General features: G+C 30.9%; 17 protein-coding genes and 1 tRNA gene. 16 read left to right on the top strand and 2 right to left on the bottom strand.

Annotated features, from left to right (window positions below; genetic code table 11):
- Positions 1–8: 8 nt before the first annotated feature.
- From SYNTR_RS03070 to eam, 5 genes are all read left to right on the top strand, one after another.
- Positions 9–278: a YlmC/YmxH family sporulation protein gene (locus SYNTR_RS03070; protein WP_156203145.1), complete on the top strand. Its 270-nt coding sequence runs from the start codon at positions 9–11 to the stop codon at positions 276–278.
- A 175-nt stretch (positions 279–453) separates the two neighbouring features.
- Positions 454–675, top strand: a complete 222-nt coding sequence (locus tag SYNTR_RS03075) for a response regulator transcription factor (protein WP_156203146.1) — start codon at positions 454–456, stop codon at positions 673–675.
- 90 nt (positions 676–765) lie between these two features.
- Positions 766–2,223, top strand: a complete 1,458-nt coding sequence (gene guaB / locus SYNTR_RS03080) for an IMP dehydrogenase (protein WP_156203147.1) — start codon at positions 766–768, stop codon at positions 2,221–2,223.
- Positions 2,224–2,225: 2 nt separating this feature from the next.
- Positions 2,226–2,660 carry an MgtC/SapB family protein gene (locus SYNTR_RS03085; RefSeq protein WP_156203148.1) on the top strand — a complete coding sequence of 145 codons (435 nt, stop codon included), beginning with the start codon at positions 2,226–2,228 and terminating at the stop codon, positions 2,658–2,660.
- Between the two features lie 88 nt (positions 2,661–2,748).
- Positions 2,749–3,975, top strand: coding sequence for a glutamate 2,3-aminomutase (gene eam, locus SYNTR_RS03090; RefSeq protein WP_156203149.1), 1,227 nt, complete (start codon positions 2,749–2,751; stop codon positions 3,973–3,975).
- Positions 3,976–4,245: 270 nt separating this feature from the next.
- Here the strand turns inward: eam and SYNTR_RS03100 are convergent, their stop codons facing one another.
- Positions 4,246–4,434: a small, acid-soluble spore protein, alpha/beta type gene (locus tag SYNTR_RS03100; RefSeq protein ID WP_156203150.1), complete on the bottom strand. Its 189-nt coding sequence runs from the start codon at positions 4,432–4,434 to the stop codon at positions 4,246–4,248.
- 142 nt (positions 4,435–4,576) lie between these two features.
- Here SYNTR_RS03100 and SYNTR_RS03105 point away from each other — a divergent pair, with 142 nt between their 5' ends.
- The 10 genes from SYNTR_RS03105 to SYNTR_RS03150 all read left to right on the top strand — a co-directional run bounded on the left by SYNTR_RS03105 (position 4,577) and on the right by SYNTR_RS03150 (position 15,784).
- The gene (locus SYNTR_RS03105) at positions 4,577–5,455 is read left to right on the top strand and encodes a B12-binding domain-containing radical SAM protein (protein WP_156203151.1); all 879 of its coding nucleotides are present in this window, start codon (positions 4,577–4,579) and stop codon (positions 5,453–5,455) included.
- A gap of 40 nt (positions 5,456–5,495) precedes the next feature.
- Positions 5,496–6,128, top strand: coding sequence for a DUF47 domain-containing protein (locus SYNTR_RS03110; RefSeq protein WP_156203152.1), 633 nt, complete (start codon positions 5,496–5,498; stop codon positions 6,126–6,128).
- A 109-nt stretch (positions 6,129–6,237) separates the two neighbouring features.
- On the top strand, positions 6,238–8,217 hold the full coding sequence (locus SYNTR_RS03115; RefSeq protein ID WP_156203153.1) for a transglycosylase domain-containing protein: 1,980 nt from the start codon (positions 6,238–6,240) through the stop codon (positions 8,215–8,217).
- Between the two features lie 532 nt (positions 8,218–8,749).
- Complete coding sequence (locus SYNTR_RS03120) at positions 8,750–10,084, top strand: methyl-accepting chemotaxis protein (protein ID WP_156203154.1); 1,335 nt, start codon at positions 8,750–8,752, stop codon at positions 10,082–10,084.
- Between the two features lie 250 nt (positions 10,085–10,334).
- A complete protein-coding gene (locus tag SYNTR_RS03125) occupies positions 10,335–11,024 on the top strand; it encodes an AzlC family ABC transporter permease (protein WP_156203155.1) in 690 nt (229 codons plus the stop codon).
- Positions 11,011–11,340, top strand: coding sequence for an AzlD domain-containing protein (locus tag SYNTR_RS03130; RefSeq protein WP_156203156.1), 330 nt, complete (start codon positions 11,011–11,013; stop codon positions 11,338–11,340). The genes SYNTR_RS03125 and SYNTR_RS03130 overlap by 14 nt, the downstream gene beginning before the upstream one ends.
- A gap of 148 nt (positions 11,341–11,488) precedes the next feature.
- The gene (locus tag SYNTR_RS03135) at positions 11,489–13,939 is read left to right on the top strand and encodes a Lon protease family protein (RefSeq protein WP_243140228.1); all 2,451 of its coding nucleotides are present in this window, start codon (positions 11,489–11,491) and stop codon (positions 13,937–13,939) included.
- On the top strand, positions 13,939–14,232 hold the full coding sequence (locus SYNTR_RS03140; protein ID WP_156203157.1) for a hypothetical protein: 294 nt from the start codon (positions 13,939–13,941) through the stop codon (positions 14,230–14,232). The genes SYNTR_RS03135 and SYNTR_RS03140 overlap by 1 nt, the downstream gene beginning before the upstream one ends.
- Positions 14,233–14,391: 159 nt before the next feature.
- Complete coding sequence (locus SYNTR_RS03145; RefSeq protein WP_156203158.1) at positions 14,392–15,144, top strand: alpha/beta hydrolase; 753 nt, start codon at positions 14,392–14,394, stop codon at positions 15,142–15,144.
- A 4-nt stretch (positions 15,145–15,148) separates the two neighbouring features.
- Positions 15,149–15,784, top strand: a complete 636-nt coding sequence (locus tag SYNTR_RS03150) for a YigZ family protein (RefSeq protein ID WP_156203159.1) — start codon at positions 15,149–15,151, stop codon at positions 15,782–15,784.
- Positions 15,785–15,811: 27 nt separating this feature from the next.
- Here the strand turns inward: SYNTR_RS03150 and SYNTR_RS03155 are convergent.
- Positions 15,812–15,886: transfer RNA gene (locus tag SYNTR_RS03155), tRNA-Arg, on the bottom strand.
- Positions 15,887–15,992: 106 nt separating this feature from the next.
- Between SYNTR_RS03155 and SYNTR_RS03160 the strand changes: the two genes are divergently transcribed.
- Positions 15,993–16,283 (top strand): hypothetical protein, encoded by a 291-nt coding sequence (locus SYNTR_RS03160; RefSeq protein WP_156203160.1) that lies wholly within the window; start codon positions 15,993–15,995, stop codon positions 16,281–16,283.
- Positions 16,284–16,337 lie beyond the last annotated feature (54 nt).

Raw genomic sequence — 16,337 nt, forward strand, 5'->3', positions numbered from 1 at the left:
GGCTGCTAATGAGATTAAATCAGTTAGTTGGAAAAGAAATGGTAAACATATATGATGGTATGAGGATGGGTACAGTTGGCGAATCAGATATGATTGTTGATCCTGAAACAGGAAAAATTATTTCAATAATATTACCTAATAAGGGCAATCTGTTAACATTTTGGAGTGATAAACAAAAGTTAGTAATACCATGGGAAGCAATAAAAAAGATAGGTAAAGAGGTTATAGTAGTTGATTTAGACCATACCCATATGCGACTTAAAAACAATTCAATATAAAAATGTGGTTTCACTGCAAAAACCTAAACTTAGACTATGGAATCGGCTGAGCAAACATGTTTGCTCAGCCTTAAGTTTGTTGTAGTTACTTTTTGCAACAGAATCTGATTTTAATTAAAAAAAATCATAATTAATTTTTAAAAGGGAATTCTATAGCTAAAAAGGAGATTTTAGCATGCAAGAAGATAAAAGATTTCCTCCTTGGTCTGTTCGCCCATCAATTAATGAATTAGCAGAAGAAGCTGGAATTGATGCTGATATGCTTATTGATTACCTTGGTCAGGGATTATCTAATAATGAAATAGCAAATAAATTTGGAGTTAGTGAAAAAATAATAAAAAATCTTAGTGAGCATTTTTATAGGTACGGATTAGGGTCAGTACAGGGTGGAGATTAATTATTTTTTGTTGTGAGGCCTAGATATATCTTGAAAAAATTGCTTAGAATATTATAATAGAAGTTAAACTTCTTAAGGAGGAGCAGATTTATGACAAATAGATTTAATAAAGAAGGTCTCACTTTTGATGATGTATTACTTCTTCCGGGACGTTCTGAAATAATGCCTAAAGATGTGAATACCTCAACATATTTAACCAAAAATATACGTTTGAATATTCCGATAATGAGTGCTGGGATGGATACGGTTACCGAAGCGAAAATGGCAATTGCTATTGCCCGTGAAGGTGGCATTGGCATAATTCACAAAAACACCTCAATATTGGAGCAAGCTAAGATGGTAGATAGAGTTAAACGTTCTGAACATGGCGTTATTTCTGATCCATTTTTTTTAAGTCCAAATCACAAAATTAGAGATGCCCTTGCAATCATGGAACATTATCATATTTCAGGTGTTCCCATAACAGAAGGCAGTAAGTTAGTCGGTATAATAACTAATAGGGATATAAGATTTGAAACAAACTATGATAAAGAAATAAAAGATGCAATGACTAGTGAAAACCTTATAACTGCACCAGTAGGAACTAGTGTTGAAGAAGCTAAAGGTATATTAAGTAAATCTAAATTAGAAAAATTACCATTAGTTGATGAAGAATTTAACTTAATGGGGCTAATTACTATTAAAGATATCGAAAAGACTACTAAATATCCCAATGCAGCAAAAGACAAAAAAGGTAGACTGTTAGTTGGGGCAGCAGTAGGCATAGCTAAGGATACTTTAGATAGAGTGAAAGCACTACTAGATGCTGGTGTTGATGTTATTGTTTTAGATACTGCACATGGTCACTCAGTTGGAGTTATTGAACTAACTTCAAAAATAAAAGAAAAACATCCTGATATAGATGTAATTGCAGGTAATGTAGCTACTGGTGAAGCAACAGAAGAATTAATTAAAGCAGGTGCAGATGCTGTAAAAGTTGGCATTGGACCTGGGTCTATATGCACAACTAGAGTTGTTGCTGGTATAGGAGTTCCCCAGATAACTGCAGTTGTTGATTGCGTTGAAGTTGCTAATAAATACAATATACCAATTATAGCTGATGGAGGAATCAAATTTTCTGGAGATATAGTTAAAGCTATAGCGGCTGGTGCTGATGTGGTTATGCTAGGTAACCTACTTGCAGGAACAGAAGAAAGTCCAGGGGAAATTGTAATTCTACAGGGAAGAAGCTATAAAATATACAGAGGAATGGGATCCATGGAAGCCATGGTAGAAGGTAGTAGTGATCGTTATTTCCAAGAAGATGCTAAAAAATTGGTGCCTGAAGGAATTGAAGGACGCATTCCATATAAAGGTAATGTATCAGAAACAATTTTTCAACTAATGGGTGGATTACGTGCCGGAATGGGGTATTGTGGAGTAGAGAATATTGAAAAAATGAAAACTGTAACAAAATTTATACGCATAACAAATGCAGGACTTACAGAGTCTCATCCTCATGATATTTCAATATCCAAGGAAGCTCCAAACTATAACACATTATTATAATTATGGCTGTTGAAACTCTATTATTTCGTATTTTACTAGCTTCAATTATAGGTTTTATTGTGGGAATTATGAATAAAAAACATTATGATACTCCAACGGGAATTATTTTCTCACTTATCTGTATTGGAGCTTGTTTAATAACTATAACATCTACAGAATTTTATGCTATTGCTGGAGTAATACCTTGGGCTAGTGACCCAGCTCGACTTTCGGCACAGATAATATCAGCTTTAGGTTTTCTAGGAACTGGTTTTATTTGGATTAATGAAAAAAAAGAAGAAGTTAAGGGTATATCAGCTGCTGCGAGTCTTTGGTTAACCGCTGTTTTAGGTATGTTAATAGGAGCGGGTTTAAGCAATATTACAGTAGTAGCAGTGTTTTTTATAATTTTAATTTACTGGATTTCTTCTCAAATAGAATTATGGAAAAACGGTTAAAAATTGTGTTTGGAAACCATGTATTATATAATGAAAATTGACAATCAATTACTTATTTGCAAAAGAATTAATCTTTAGGGAGGGTAATATGGACAATAGGAAACTTGCATTAGAACGAGCTCAAGAGCTTAAAGAAAACATAAATGATTATTTAGAGGCTCAAAAAAACATTGAGACTGGTTTTAAAATGGCAGACCGTAGTGCTGCTAATAAAAACAAACTACTTAATTTTTATAATGCTAGTGAAGATGATTGGAATAGTTGGACATGGCAAATGAAAAATAGAATTTCTGATGTAGATACATTGAAAGCATTTTTAAATTTGTCAGAAGACGAAGCGAAAGAACTACGGGATTTATCAAATCAATATCGTTGGGCTATTTCACCTTATTATTTTAGCTTAATAGATTTTGATAATTATAGGGACTCTACTATATTTAAACAAGCTGTACCAGATATTAGAGAAGCAAGTGATGATGGTGAAGATGATCCAATGTCAGAAAGCACTACAAGCCCTGCACCTAGAATAACTAGAAGATATCCTGATAGGTTAATTATTAATGTTTCTAATCAATGTCCAATGTATTGCAGGCATTGTCAAAGAAGGCGAAATTTTGGTGAAACTGATGAACATGCAACTATGGATCAATTAAAAGAAGCTATAAATTATGTTAAAGCTAATCCTGAAATAAGGGATGTTTTAATTACTGGTGGAGACTCTCTTATGTTGAGTAATAAAGTGTTGGATTGGTTATTAGGTGAGGTAAATGATATTGAACATGTAGAAATTAAAAGGTTAGGTACACGTGCATTAGTTACTTTGCCACAAAGAATAAATGAGGAGCTATGTGAAATAATTGCTAAATATCCACCAATATATATAAGCTCTCAGTTTAATTCACCTATGGAAATAACACCTGAAACACAAAAAGCTACTGATATGCTCATAAAAGCAGGAGCTGTACTAGGAAATCAAGCGGTTCTTCTAAAAGATATAAATGACGATCCTCATGTAATGAAAAAATTAAATCACGAACTTTTAAAGGTAAGAATAAGGCCTTATTATATATTCCATGCTAAAACAGTAAAAGGAACATCACATTTTATTACAAAAATAGAAACTGGAATAAATATAATGGAACATTTAAGAGGTTATACATCTGGTTTAGCTATACCAACTTATATAGTAAATGCACCTGGTGGTTATGGAAAGACTCCATTATTACCTGAATATATGGTTTCAACATCAGAAGATGATATTACTATAAGAACATGGGAAAAACGAGTTTTACAATATCCAAATAAAACTTACTAAATAAGGGGTTTTCACCCCTTATTTTTAAAGGTTATTTAATTTGTTTAAAAGTTCATCAACATCAATACCATGAGCGCGAGCACCCTGCTCTACGGTTTCAAAACGTAAACCGGCTCATCCAAAGCATCTTATACCATATGATTGAAAAACTTGCTCAGCTCCTGGTTTTGATAAAGCTTCTTCTAAAGGAGTATTTCTTTTAATAATAATAATATAACCTCCCATCATATATCTAAATTTGGGGGGGAATCCCCCCTGTGGTGCGAATTATTATTGTGTTTGGTTGTTCTGGTTTGCGAGGTTGATCTCTGCTTTTTCAATTGCTTTTTTAACGATATTGCCGCAGTCACGGGAAGAAACACTGCCCCATCCACCTTCTTGGGAAACAATTTGATCTACACCTAGTTCCTTAGCAATTTCATATTTAAGCTGTTCAGACATTATGCCTCTTTTTGCCATAGAACATCCTCCTTTAAATCAATCGCACCTATATTTATTTTGTTTAAGATCATAATAAAATACACTTGATTATAATTAAATATATGTTACCTATTACCAAAAATAATTTTTTTTGGGTTAAATATAGTAAGGAGGAATCTAAATGAGATATGAAGGAAATATGTATAGGCCACCAAGTGAAGCTAGAAGTTATATATTACAGGCTACAGTAGGTTGCACACATAATAGATGTACATTTTGCGGAATGTATAAAGATAAAAAATTTAAAATTAAAAGCATGGAAGAAATAAAAGATGATATTCGTATGGCTGGTGAATATTACGGAGATATAGAAAAAGTTTTTATAGCTGATGGTGATGCAATAATTATTGATACACCTGATTTAATAGAAATAATAGAATTGCTTTATAAAAACTTCCCTAGCTTGCGTCATGTAGGAATATATGCAAGTCCGGACGCTGTATTAAAAAAAGAAACTTCAGAATTATCTGCGCTTAAAAAAGCAGGTCTTACAATAGCTTATTTAGGCATAGAAACAGGTGATGAAGAGTTATTGAAAGAAATCAAAAAAGGTGTAACATATGATGAGATGGCAGAGGCAGGGAAAAGATTAAGAAAAGCCGGAATTGAGTTATCAGTAACAATTTTATTAGGTTTAGCTGGCAGAACACCGAAAGCTATAGACCATGCAAAAGCGACAGCAAAAATTTGTAATGAAATAAACCCTGATTATATAGGTGCTTTAACCATAATGCTAGTTCCAGGTACCAAAATGTATCAGCAGATGGAAAAAGGGGAATTTGAATTACCGGGAGCATTTGAAATTCTTGATGAAATGCGTATTATAATTGAAAATTTAGATTTAAAAGGTACAGAATTTAGAAGTAATCATGCTTCTAATTATCTGCCAATTAAAGGAAGATTTCCCGAAGATAAAAATGAAATACTTAGATTAATTGATGATATTATTGACAAAAATGATAAAAACTATTTAAGACCAGATTATTTACGTGCGCTATAAATTAGATTTTAATTAACTTTTTTGGGGGAGGGGTGATATAGTGAGGTTTAAGATTTTCAAGAAAAAAGACCCACAAGTATTTAAATTATTTATTGAAAGTGCTCGTGTAGTTATTAGAGGTGGTGACATCCTAAAAAATGTAGTTGATGATTATAGAGATCTTGATTTAAAAATGGCTAAATTAACTGCCATGGAACATGAAGGTGATAGGATAATTCAAGATTTAGTTAGAAAATTAGATTCTAGTTATGTTCTACCTCTTGATAGGGAAGATGCATTTCAAGTTGTTCAAAAACTTGCTACTACTTTAGATTATATCACTGGTATTATTGATAGAATGATTTTATACAAGGCTGAAGCCCCTAATAAAAAGGTTAAAGAAATGGTAGATATCCTTATTGAGTCATTACACCTACAAGAAAAAGCATTTAATTTGTTAGATAATTTAAATAAAAATAAAAAAGAAATTTTAGATATATGTGATACAATTAGGCAATTAGAAAGAAAACAAGACCATAACTATAGAAATGGACTTGCTGATCTATTTGAAAATGAAGAAGACCCGGTTAAGATAATAAAATGGAAAGAAGTTTATGAACACATAGAAATAGCACAGGATTATGTAGAAGACGTAGCTGAATTAATTAGAAACATATGTTTAAAATATAGCTAGTATCCCATTAGGGCAAAACATATATAAAATCCCGTAGATGATAAGCTACGGGATTTTTTTTGGATAAACTTATATAACATCGGGAAAAATCTAATTATGGAGGTATAAAATGGAAAGAAAATTATCAATTTCAATTATTTTGTTAATTTTATTAACTTTAATTAGTGGATTTACTTTTAGGCTTCCTGAAATTGATGTTCCCGAATCTTCTATTGTTTTTGATATAAACAATAGACCAATTCATGGCTTAGCCGAGCAAAATAGAATTGGAGTTACTTTAGATGAAATATCACCAGAGTTTATCAATGCCGTAATAGCTGTAGAAGATAAGAATTTTTATAATCACCGGGGTTTAGATATTGGGGGTATGGTCAGGGCTTTAATAAGTAATATCAGAGAACAAAGAGTTGTTGCTGGAGGAAGTACAATTACTCAACAAACTGCTAAAAATTTATTTTTAACAGGAGAGAGAACATTAACTAGAAAGCTACAAGAATTAATTTATGCTTTTCAATTAGAACAGACATATTCCAAAGATGAAATTATGACTTTTTATTGTAATACAATTTACTTTGGACATGGAGCTTATGGAGTTGAAGTTGCAGCTCGTACATTTTTTGGGAAAAATGCACATGATATAAACTTAGCAGAAGCAGCCCTTTTAGCTGGATTACCTAATTGGCCTGCACGATATAATCCTTATAACAACCCAGATGAAGCTAAAACAAGACAAACAGTGGTGCTTAACAGAATGTTAGAAGAAGAAATGATTAGTGAAGAAGAAATGGAAGAGGCACTTAATTATGAACTTGAATATAAGCAAGCGGAATATATTACTGGAGATGCACCTTATTTTATAGCTACGGTAAGAGATTATTTAATAAATAAATTTGGTGAACGTAAGGTTTTTCAAGGTGGCTTAAGAGTATATACAACTTTAGATTTAGATATGCAAAAAGCAGCTGAGCTAGCATATTATCAAGGTATGAAAGATAGAGACAAAAACCTCCAAGCTGCTTTAGTAGCATTAGATAATTCAAATGGTCATATAAGAGCACTTATAGGTGGAAGGGATTATGCAACCTCAACTTATAATAGAGTATTTAGTAGACGCCAACCGGGCTCTACATTTAAACCCTTTGTATATGCATTAGCTATTGATAGTGGTTTTACATTAGCAGATAAAATCATGTGTGAAAAAGTTGAATATACGTTACCAAATTCTGATGTATATATACCTGAAGATTTTGGTGAAAAGCCATATCATGATAGAAAATTTACTTTAAAAGAAGCACTGATGATATCGGATAATGTGATTGCAGTAAAGGTAAACCATGAGCTAGATGAAAATAACACAGCAAAATACACAGAAAAATTTGGTTTTAAAAATATAAAACCAGTTTTGTCATTACCATTAGGCTCTAATGAAGTAACACCAATAGATATGGTCTCTGCTTATTCTGTATTTGCTAATGAAGGTATTTATAGTGAGCCAAAATATATTTTAGAGGTTTTAGACAAAGATGGGAGAATTTTATATGAAAATTCAACCAATCAAAATAAAGTAATATCTAGTGAAACAGCCTACATAATAACAGACATGATGAAAGGTGTGCTTGATCCAGGAGGTACTGGCTCACATCTGAAAGATATTGTTCAAAGAGAAGCAGCTGGAAAAACAGGAACAACTGATGTATATAATGATGCTTGGTTTGTCGGCTATACTCCTCAGCTTTCTTGTGCTGTTTGGGTTGGGTATGACAAAGAACAAAGAACATATCTTACAGGTGGAGCAGCAGCTGGACCAATATGGGCTGATTTTTTAAGAGAAGCATCCCAAAAGCTTGCAGTTAAACAATTTAATAAACCCGATAATATAAAATTAATAAATATTTGTTTAGATAGTGGCTTAGTAGCTTCAGAATTTTGTCCTCGAAAAAGCCAAATGGCCTTTAAAATAGGTACCGAACCACAAGAGACTTGTGATAACCATATCCCCGATACCGAATATTGGGAAGAAAATGGACTAGAACCTGATGATTCAGAGGAAGAAGATGGTATAAGGTGGTGGCAAAGAATTTTTCAATAAATCAAACTATTTGATCTTAATGTGGTTTAAAATTTTTAACTTAATTTAATAAAATTAAAAAGTTTAACTACTTTTTGCATATCTTCTAGCTAATTTAGCAATTTCTTTGTTACACCTGCAGATTAATTGCTACTTAAATTGGCAAATACCTGACAAATAAATAGCCTTAATTCTCATCATTTTTAAGCAAACAAGATTAAAATTCATCAAAATTTATAAAAAAATCCAAATATTTTTAAACAAAGGACAAAAGTCCCAAGGGGATGGGGTTGATTTTGTTGAATTTTAACTAAGGCTTTGTGCCTAGTTGTGCTTTTGGTAGATAAAACAGTCAATATAGGCGAGGTGATAAATGGTAAATTTATTTGGATAAACTGTATCTTTCCAAATTCTCATTGTCTTGAAACAAAAAAGGGGTATTTAGTGAAGATAATACACATGATTCCATTAATAACAGTGATGTTTAATTATTTATCAACACCACACCTTAGGTTAATGGATAATATAAAAATAATGGACGGGAGAAATAAACATGAAAAAAAATGTTACTAAAAATAGTAGTAGAACAATTAGAGATGTTAACGAATTATTAAACTTTAATTTTATTAATAGTATTACACTGAAAATTATAATAATAATTACTTTAACTTTTCTATTAAGTGCTCCAATTGCCCAATTAATTAACAACTTTATAAATGATATTGGACTTATTAATGAAGATATAGGTGCTTTTGTTAATACGTTTGTAAATTTAATTGTTATTAATCTAATCGTAATATTTTTTATGAGTCGAATGATTATTAAACCTCTAAAAGAACATATTAAAAAGCTCCATGAAATCAGTACTGGTAACATATCTGAAAATGTAGAAGTAAAAAGTAAAGATGAATTTTCACAGCTTGCTCTAGCAACAAATGCAACTATTAACAGATTAAATGACCTAGTTGGAAAAATTCAAACAAGTGCAGTTGAAACAAATAATACTACCTCTAATCTAGAAAGTAGCTTAAATCATATTAAAAACAGTTCCAATGAAGTTGCAAAAGCAATTGAAGAAATTGCGACTAGTGCTACTGAGCAAGCTCAAAGCATAGACGAAGGATCATTGAAATCATCACAATTAGGACAAGCTATAGAAAACAATCAAACAGATATAAAAAGTATAAGCAATATAACAGAAAATATAAGTGTCCTTGTAAAGGAAGGCTTAGAGGACATGGAAGACTTATCTAAAACAACCGATGTGAGTAGTATAGCAACAAAAGATGTGTATGATGTAATATTAAAGACTAATGAAAGTTCTAAGCAGATAGGAGAAACTAGTGATGTTATTGCTTCAATAGCTGAACAAACTAATCTATTGGCTTTAAATGCCGCAATAGAATCAGCACGAGCAGGGGAAGCTGGTAGAGGGTTTTCCGTAGTTGCGGAGGAAATAAGAAAGTTAGCTGAACAATCTGCTGATTCTACTAAAGCAATAGATGAAGTTGTAAATGAATTGCAAAATAATTCAAATGCAGTTGTTGAAACTATGGAAAAAGTTTTTTCAGTTTCCAAAGAACAAGAAAATAAAGTAATGAATAGTAAAGAAAAATATATGCTCATTGCTGAAGCAATAAATAAAGCAGAAAAAGCAGTAAGAAAATTAAATGTTTCTGGAGAAGAAATGGAAGTTATGAAAAATGAAATTTTGAGCACATTGCAAAATTTATCAGAACTAGCCGAAAAGAATTCTACTTTTACTGAAGAAGTTTCATCCTCTATACAAGAGCAAACTGCAGCTATAGAAAATATTACAAATATTAGTGAAGATGCATCAAAATCAGCAGATGACTTAACTGCTACAGTTGAAGAATTTGATATATAATATCTATTTAAGTAAAAAGGCCTTAAGGAAGATTAGAAAAAATAAATTTATGGGCTACAAACTGATGATGAAGCAACACATGGATAACATGTTTGTTTAGATTTTTTGTGGTTTACCGTTTAAAAAAACAAGTGTTTTTTAACACTTGTTTTTTTATTAAAATAGCTAATAGTATTATTGTAATAAGTGTTTTAAAATAAATAATTGTAGTACAATACCAGAATGAAAGAGAAAAAGAGTAGGAGAAGAAATGAACAATAGAGAACTAATCGAAGGTATAAGGGATTCATTCCCAGTAGTCTTGGGTTATATGCCACTAGGCTTTGCTTTTGGTGTTTTAGCCAATGAGGTTGGATTGACTGTTTTTCAGGCAACACTAATGTCTATATTATGTTTTACAGGAGCTGGCCAATATATAGCTATTGGGTTGTTAAGTGCTGGTGGTGCTATAATAACTATTATTGCTGCTAACTTTCTAGTAAACCTAAGATATTTATTATTTGCTACATCACTTGTACCATTTATAAAGAATATCCCAACAACTAAAGCAAGTCTTTTAACATATGGACTAACAGATGAAACTTATGCAGTTGCAATTAACAGATACCAAGAAAAAGAAGCAACTGCATCATATATGGCAGGTTTAAATATTACTTCTCATATAAGCTGGATAAGCAGTACTTTTTTTGGAGCGATGCTTGGTACACTTATTACAAATACTGATAAAATAGGTTTGAATTTTGCTTTACCTGCTATGTATATATGTTTATTAGTTTTATTAATTAAAAGACGCAGTGATGTATATGTAGCATTATTTACAGCGGGATTGTGTTTGGTTATAGCTTATTTTATACCAGGTACTATGACAAATTTATCTAATATAATAGTTGCAACATTAGTAGGTGCAACATTGGGGATGTTGATTCGTGAACGAGATTAATATATTTTTAATGATTATTGGTGTAGCTATAGTAAGCATGCTACCAAGAATTTTACCTGTAGCTTTACTATCTAGATTTGAATTTCCGCCTATATTAAAAGAATGGTTATCATATATAGCCCCTGCAGTATTAGGAGCATTAACTGCCATAAGTATTTTAGCACCTCATGGTAGTATAGATATAAGTGTTTCTAATATTTATATATGGGCATTTATACCAACATTTATAGTAGCAGTTAAAACAAAAAGCTTATTTTATACATTGTTAGTGGGAATAATAGTTATGGCTATAATATACAATTTAACTATTACTTAATTATGTATTGAAGGAATTGCTAATAGTAATGCTTAATTATATTTAAGAAGCTACGTAATAAGTTAGTAATGTTTTTAATATAACAATCTTTAACTTTTATAAGGCAAAATTAATATTATAATATATATTTTTATTTGGGGGTGTGACTTTGAATATAAGTCGATATAAGGTAAAGTCAAATAGGCTAAGGCAAACCTGTAACCCTTCTATTTTTAAATTTCAAAGTACAAAGGAATTAAAACCACTTAGAGGAATTATAGGTCAATCAAGAGCTATTAGAGCTTTAGATTTTGGTCTTGATATTGAAAACTTTGGATATAACATATATTTATCAGGTTTAAATGGTACCGGTAAAACAACATTGGCTCGGGAAATGTTAGAAACGAAAGCTAAAAAAAAGCCTAGCCCATCAGATTGGTGCTATGTTTTTAACTTTCAAAATCAAGATAATCCAACAGCATTAGAGCTTCCTGCTGGTAAAGGAAAAGAATTTAAAAAAGATATTGCCAACCAAATAGAAGAAGCCATAAACGAAATAATAAAAACTTTTGAATCTGATGAATTTGAATATCAAAAAAATGAAATACTCAAGGAATTAATCGAAGAAACAAACGAAATGTATCTTGAACTTGATAAAACTGCTCGTTCTTATGGTTTTTCCATATCGAGAACTCAAGAGGGCATTGCAAGTGTACCATTAAAAGATGGTGAAGCTATGCCTCAGGATGCTTATATAACTATGACAGAAGAAGAAAAAAATGATTTAATGAAAAAAAGTACTATTGTTCAAGAAAAAATAAATGAAGCATTTAGGAAATATAAAGATTTAGAAAAAGGTATTAAAGAAAGAATAAAAGATTTGGAAACAAAAACCGCAATTAATGTAACAGAAAGCTATTTTCAATTTTTAAGTAATAAATATGGAAAATATATAGGTGTTAAAGAATACTTAGATGATATGAATAAAGATTTAATTGAAAATGTTGATTCTTTTGTTGAAAAAGAAGAAGATTATAGTCCTATAAAGCTATTTAGACAAAAAGACAAAAAATCCTTAATGAAAAGATATCAGGTGAATTTATTTATTGATAATTCTCACTTAGATCATGCTCCAGTAATCTTCGAAAGTAATCCCACTTATGCAAATCTTTTTGGACAAATAGAATATGAAGGTGAATTTGGTATATTAGCAACTGATTTTTTAAAAATAAAGCCGGGTTCAATTCACAAGGCAAATGGAGGATACTTAGTTTTACATTTGCAAGATCTAGCCAACAATTTTTATGTTTGGGATACATTAAAACGTGTAATAAAAAATAGAGAAATTATAGTTGAAAGCCTTAGTAAAAACTTGGGGCTAAACAGTACCGAAACCCTTCAACCTCAAGCTATTCCAACAGAAATAAAAATAATATTAATTGGTGAACCTATTTACTATTATTTACTTTATTCTAGAGACGAAGAGTTTCAAAAATTATTTAAAATCAAAGCAGAATTTGATATAGAAATGCCTCGTACAACTAAATATATGCGTGAATATGCACGTTTTATTAGTTCCGTATGTGAGAGAGAAGGTCTAAAACATTTTAACCCTGAAGCTGTAGCTAGTGTAGTTGAACATGGTATTCGACTAGCAGAAGATAAAACTAAACTTACGACTTTATTTAGTAAAATAACAGAATTAATTTATGAATCAAATGGCTGGGCACGCAATGATAAAGCTGAATTAGTAGAAAGAAAACATGTTATCAAAGCAATTACTGAAAAGAATTTACGGTCATCACTAAGAGAAGAAAAAATACAAGAATATATTAAAAAAGATACTTTAATGATAAATGTAAATTCTAAAAAAATTGGTGAAATTAATGGGTTAGCAGTATATGAATTGGGAGACCACATTTTTGGGAAACCAGTAAGAATTACAGCAAAAACTTTTAGGGGTGAAAAAGGTCTTGTAAATATTGAAAGAGAAATAAAAATGAGTGGAAACATTCATAGTAAGGGTGTTTTCACATTAAATGGATATATGGGTGATCAATACGCTCAAGACAAACCATTATCTTTATCGGCAAGTCTAACTTTTGAACAGAGTTACCAAGGGATAGAAGGAGATAGTGCTTCTAGTGCAGAACTATTTGCACTACTTTCAAGCTTAGCAGGTATACCCATTAATCAAGGTATAGCAGTAACAGGTTCTGTAAATCAAAATGGTGAAATTCAACCTGTTGGAGGAGTAAATCAAAAAATAGAAGGTTTTTATAAAATATGCAAAGAAAAAGGATTTAATGGTAGGCAAGGCATAATAATACCACAAAAAAATGTAGCACAATTAATGCTTGATGAAGAAGTTGTAGAAGCAGTGAAAGCACGGAAATTTAGCATATGGGCCATTGAACATATAGATGAAGGAATAGAAATATTAACAGGATATAAAGCTGGAACGAAGGATGAAAATGGTGTGTTTTCTCCACAAACTTTTCATTGCTTTGTAAACAATAAATTAAAGGAGTGGAGTTTAAAACGTATTACATCAGATGAAAAACATGAAATATCTGATGTTACACACCAAGTTAGAGCTAGAAGAAGGAGGCTTCGTTAGTGCAAAAAGTTATACTTGTTGTAGTTCTTTCATTTTTTCTTATACTATCAGGCTGTAACTTAGATGCTCAAAAACTTATTCAAGCTGATGAAGAAGAACAACAACTCATAAAAGTAATGATACACTTTACTGATGGCATTACAAAAGAAGGGTATGTTAGGGGTCTAGAAGTAGAAGATGATGGTAAAGTGTATATTGGAGGTTCTTCAGTAAACTATATATATGATATTGATGGTAATATTACTGGAGCATTCAATTATCATAGGGTTTTGTACATAGAAATTATTGAATAAAATAAAAAACATTTTGTATAGTCTAAATTTAGCTTATTACAGTACAATTAAATTTTTGATTGCAATTATCTTAAGACAATAAATTATGTTTTAAAATTAGACCCATTCTATTTACAGGAGAGTGGGTTCTATGTTTATAGATAGCAAGGAGGGGATTTAATGAAAATAGAAATTAAAGATGCAAATAAACATTTAGCGTCTTATATAATAATGCCTGAAGAAGAAGCTAAATATATTTTAGTTGCGTGTCATGGGTTTCGTGGTGGAAAAGAAAATTCTGGACAATTATTTGAGTTTGCTAAGAAATTAAATAATATAGGCATTGGGGTTTGTGCATTTGATTTTAGTGGGTGTGGAGAAAGCTTAGGAAAATTTGAAGATATAACTTTGAGTCGTCAGGTTTCCGATTTGAAACTTGTTGTTGATTACCTAGATAACAAATACAAGTTGCCAATAATTTTATTGGGTAGAAGCTTTGGAGGTAGTACTATATTAGCTGCCTATGATACAGATAATATTGTAGGTTATATACTATGGTCAACTCCAGTACTTTTAAAAGAAACATTCTCCACTATATTTAAAGACGATTATTTAAAGCTTAAAAATGGCAGTTCCGTTAAAATAAATGATGATGGAGATGAATTTAATTTAAACCCCCAGTTAGTCCAAGATTTTTATAATCATGATTTTATACTCTATTTATCTAATATTGAACAAAAACCTGTTCTTGTCGTACATGGTCTAAATGATGATGTGGTTGATCCTAAAAATGCAATGATTATAAAAAACTATATTAAAGATTGTCGTTTATGTTTAATAAAAGATGCGGATCACAGGTTTGCCAATAAAGAAGAAGAAAGAGAAGAAATAACCTTAAAATGGTTAAAAGAAAAGTTAAATGCAATAAGGTGATAAAATGTTTAAAACTATAGCTAAAGAAATAGTTGCAGAACATGAGGTGAAGAAATCACGTTTTATAGCATATATATGTCCAGTTAATACTGAAGAAGAAGTCCAAAAAATAATTGAACAATTAAAAATAAAATGGCCTTCAGCAAGACATTATTGTTATGCATATATATTAAGAGAGAAACCACATATAGAACGCTATAGTGACGATGGAGAGCCTTCTGGTACTGCTGGTATGCCAATTCTTGATATATTAAAATACTCTGAATTAGAAAATGTTGTGGCAGTTGTCATACGTTATTTTGGAGGAACATTATTAGGAACGGGTGGTTTAGTAAAAGCATATACAGAATCAGTCAAACTAGCTATAGAAAAAGCACAAATAATAAAAATGAGTAGATCTGCTAAAATTAAAATTGTAACTGATTATAGTAATTACGGTGTAATAGAAAATGAATGTAAAAAATGGGGTGTACATATAAAAGATGTCCAATTTACAGATAAGGTATCCATTTATTTATATGTATTAATACAAGAAGTTGATGATTTAGCAAATTTATTAATAAATAGAACTAGTAATAATATTGATTTTAAAATTGAAGGCTATGAATATATTGATATAGCTAAAATCAAATCTATTTAATGATTTTAAACCATAATAAATGATAATTGGTACGCCCGGTAGGAATTGAACCTACGCTCCTGGCTCCGGAGGCCAGTGCTCTATCCACTGAGCTACGGGCGCATTGCATAGTAATTATATCAGGTCAAAATGAGCTTTGCAATTAATACATCATATAGATCTTAACTTAAACATATATTTATAAAAATATGTTTAAGGGGTTATTTCTATGGATTTTATGCAAATTATAATTTTAGCTCTGTTTGCAGAAAGTATCTGGGAAAGTTTAAAAATGGTTTGGCAAAAAAATAAATTATGTATAGATAAAATTGGCTCTATAACGGTAGGAATAATTTTAGCATTAGGTGCTGGTATAGATTTTTTTGTATTAATAGATATACCATTAAAAATTAATTATTTAGGCTCAATTTTTACAGGTATTATTATATCTCGTGGAGCAAACTTTGTTCATGATTTGTTAGGTATAGCAGAAAACTATAAATTAAAAAACAAAGCATGATTATACTAAAAAGCAAGTATTTACCAGATAAGCTATCTTGTTTCCATAGCTAAA

Origin of the sequence: Candidatus Syntrophocurvum alkaliphilum, from assembly GCF_009734445.1 — a bacterium.
Classification (GTDB): domain Bacteria; phylum Bacillota; class Syntrophomonadia; order Syntrophomonadales; family Syntrophomonadaceae; genus Syntrophocurvum; species Syntrophocurvum alkaliphilum.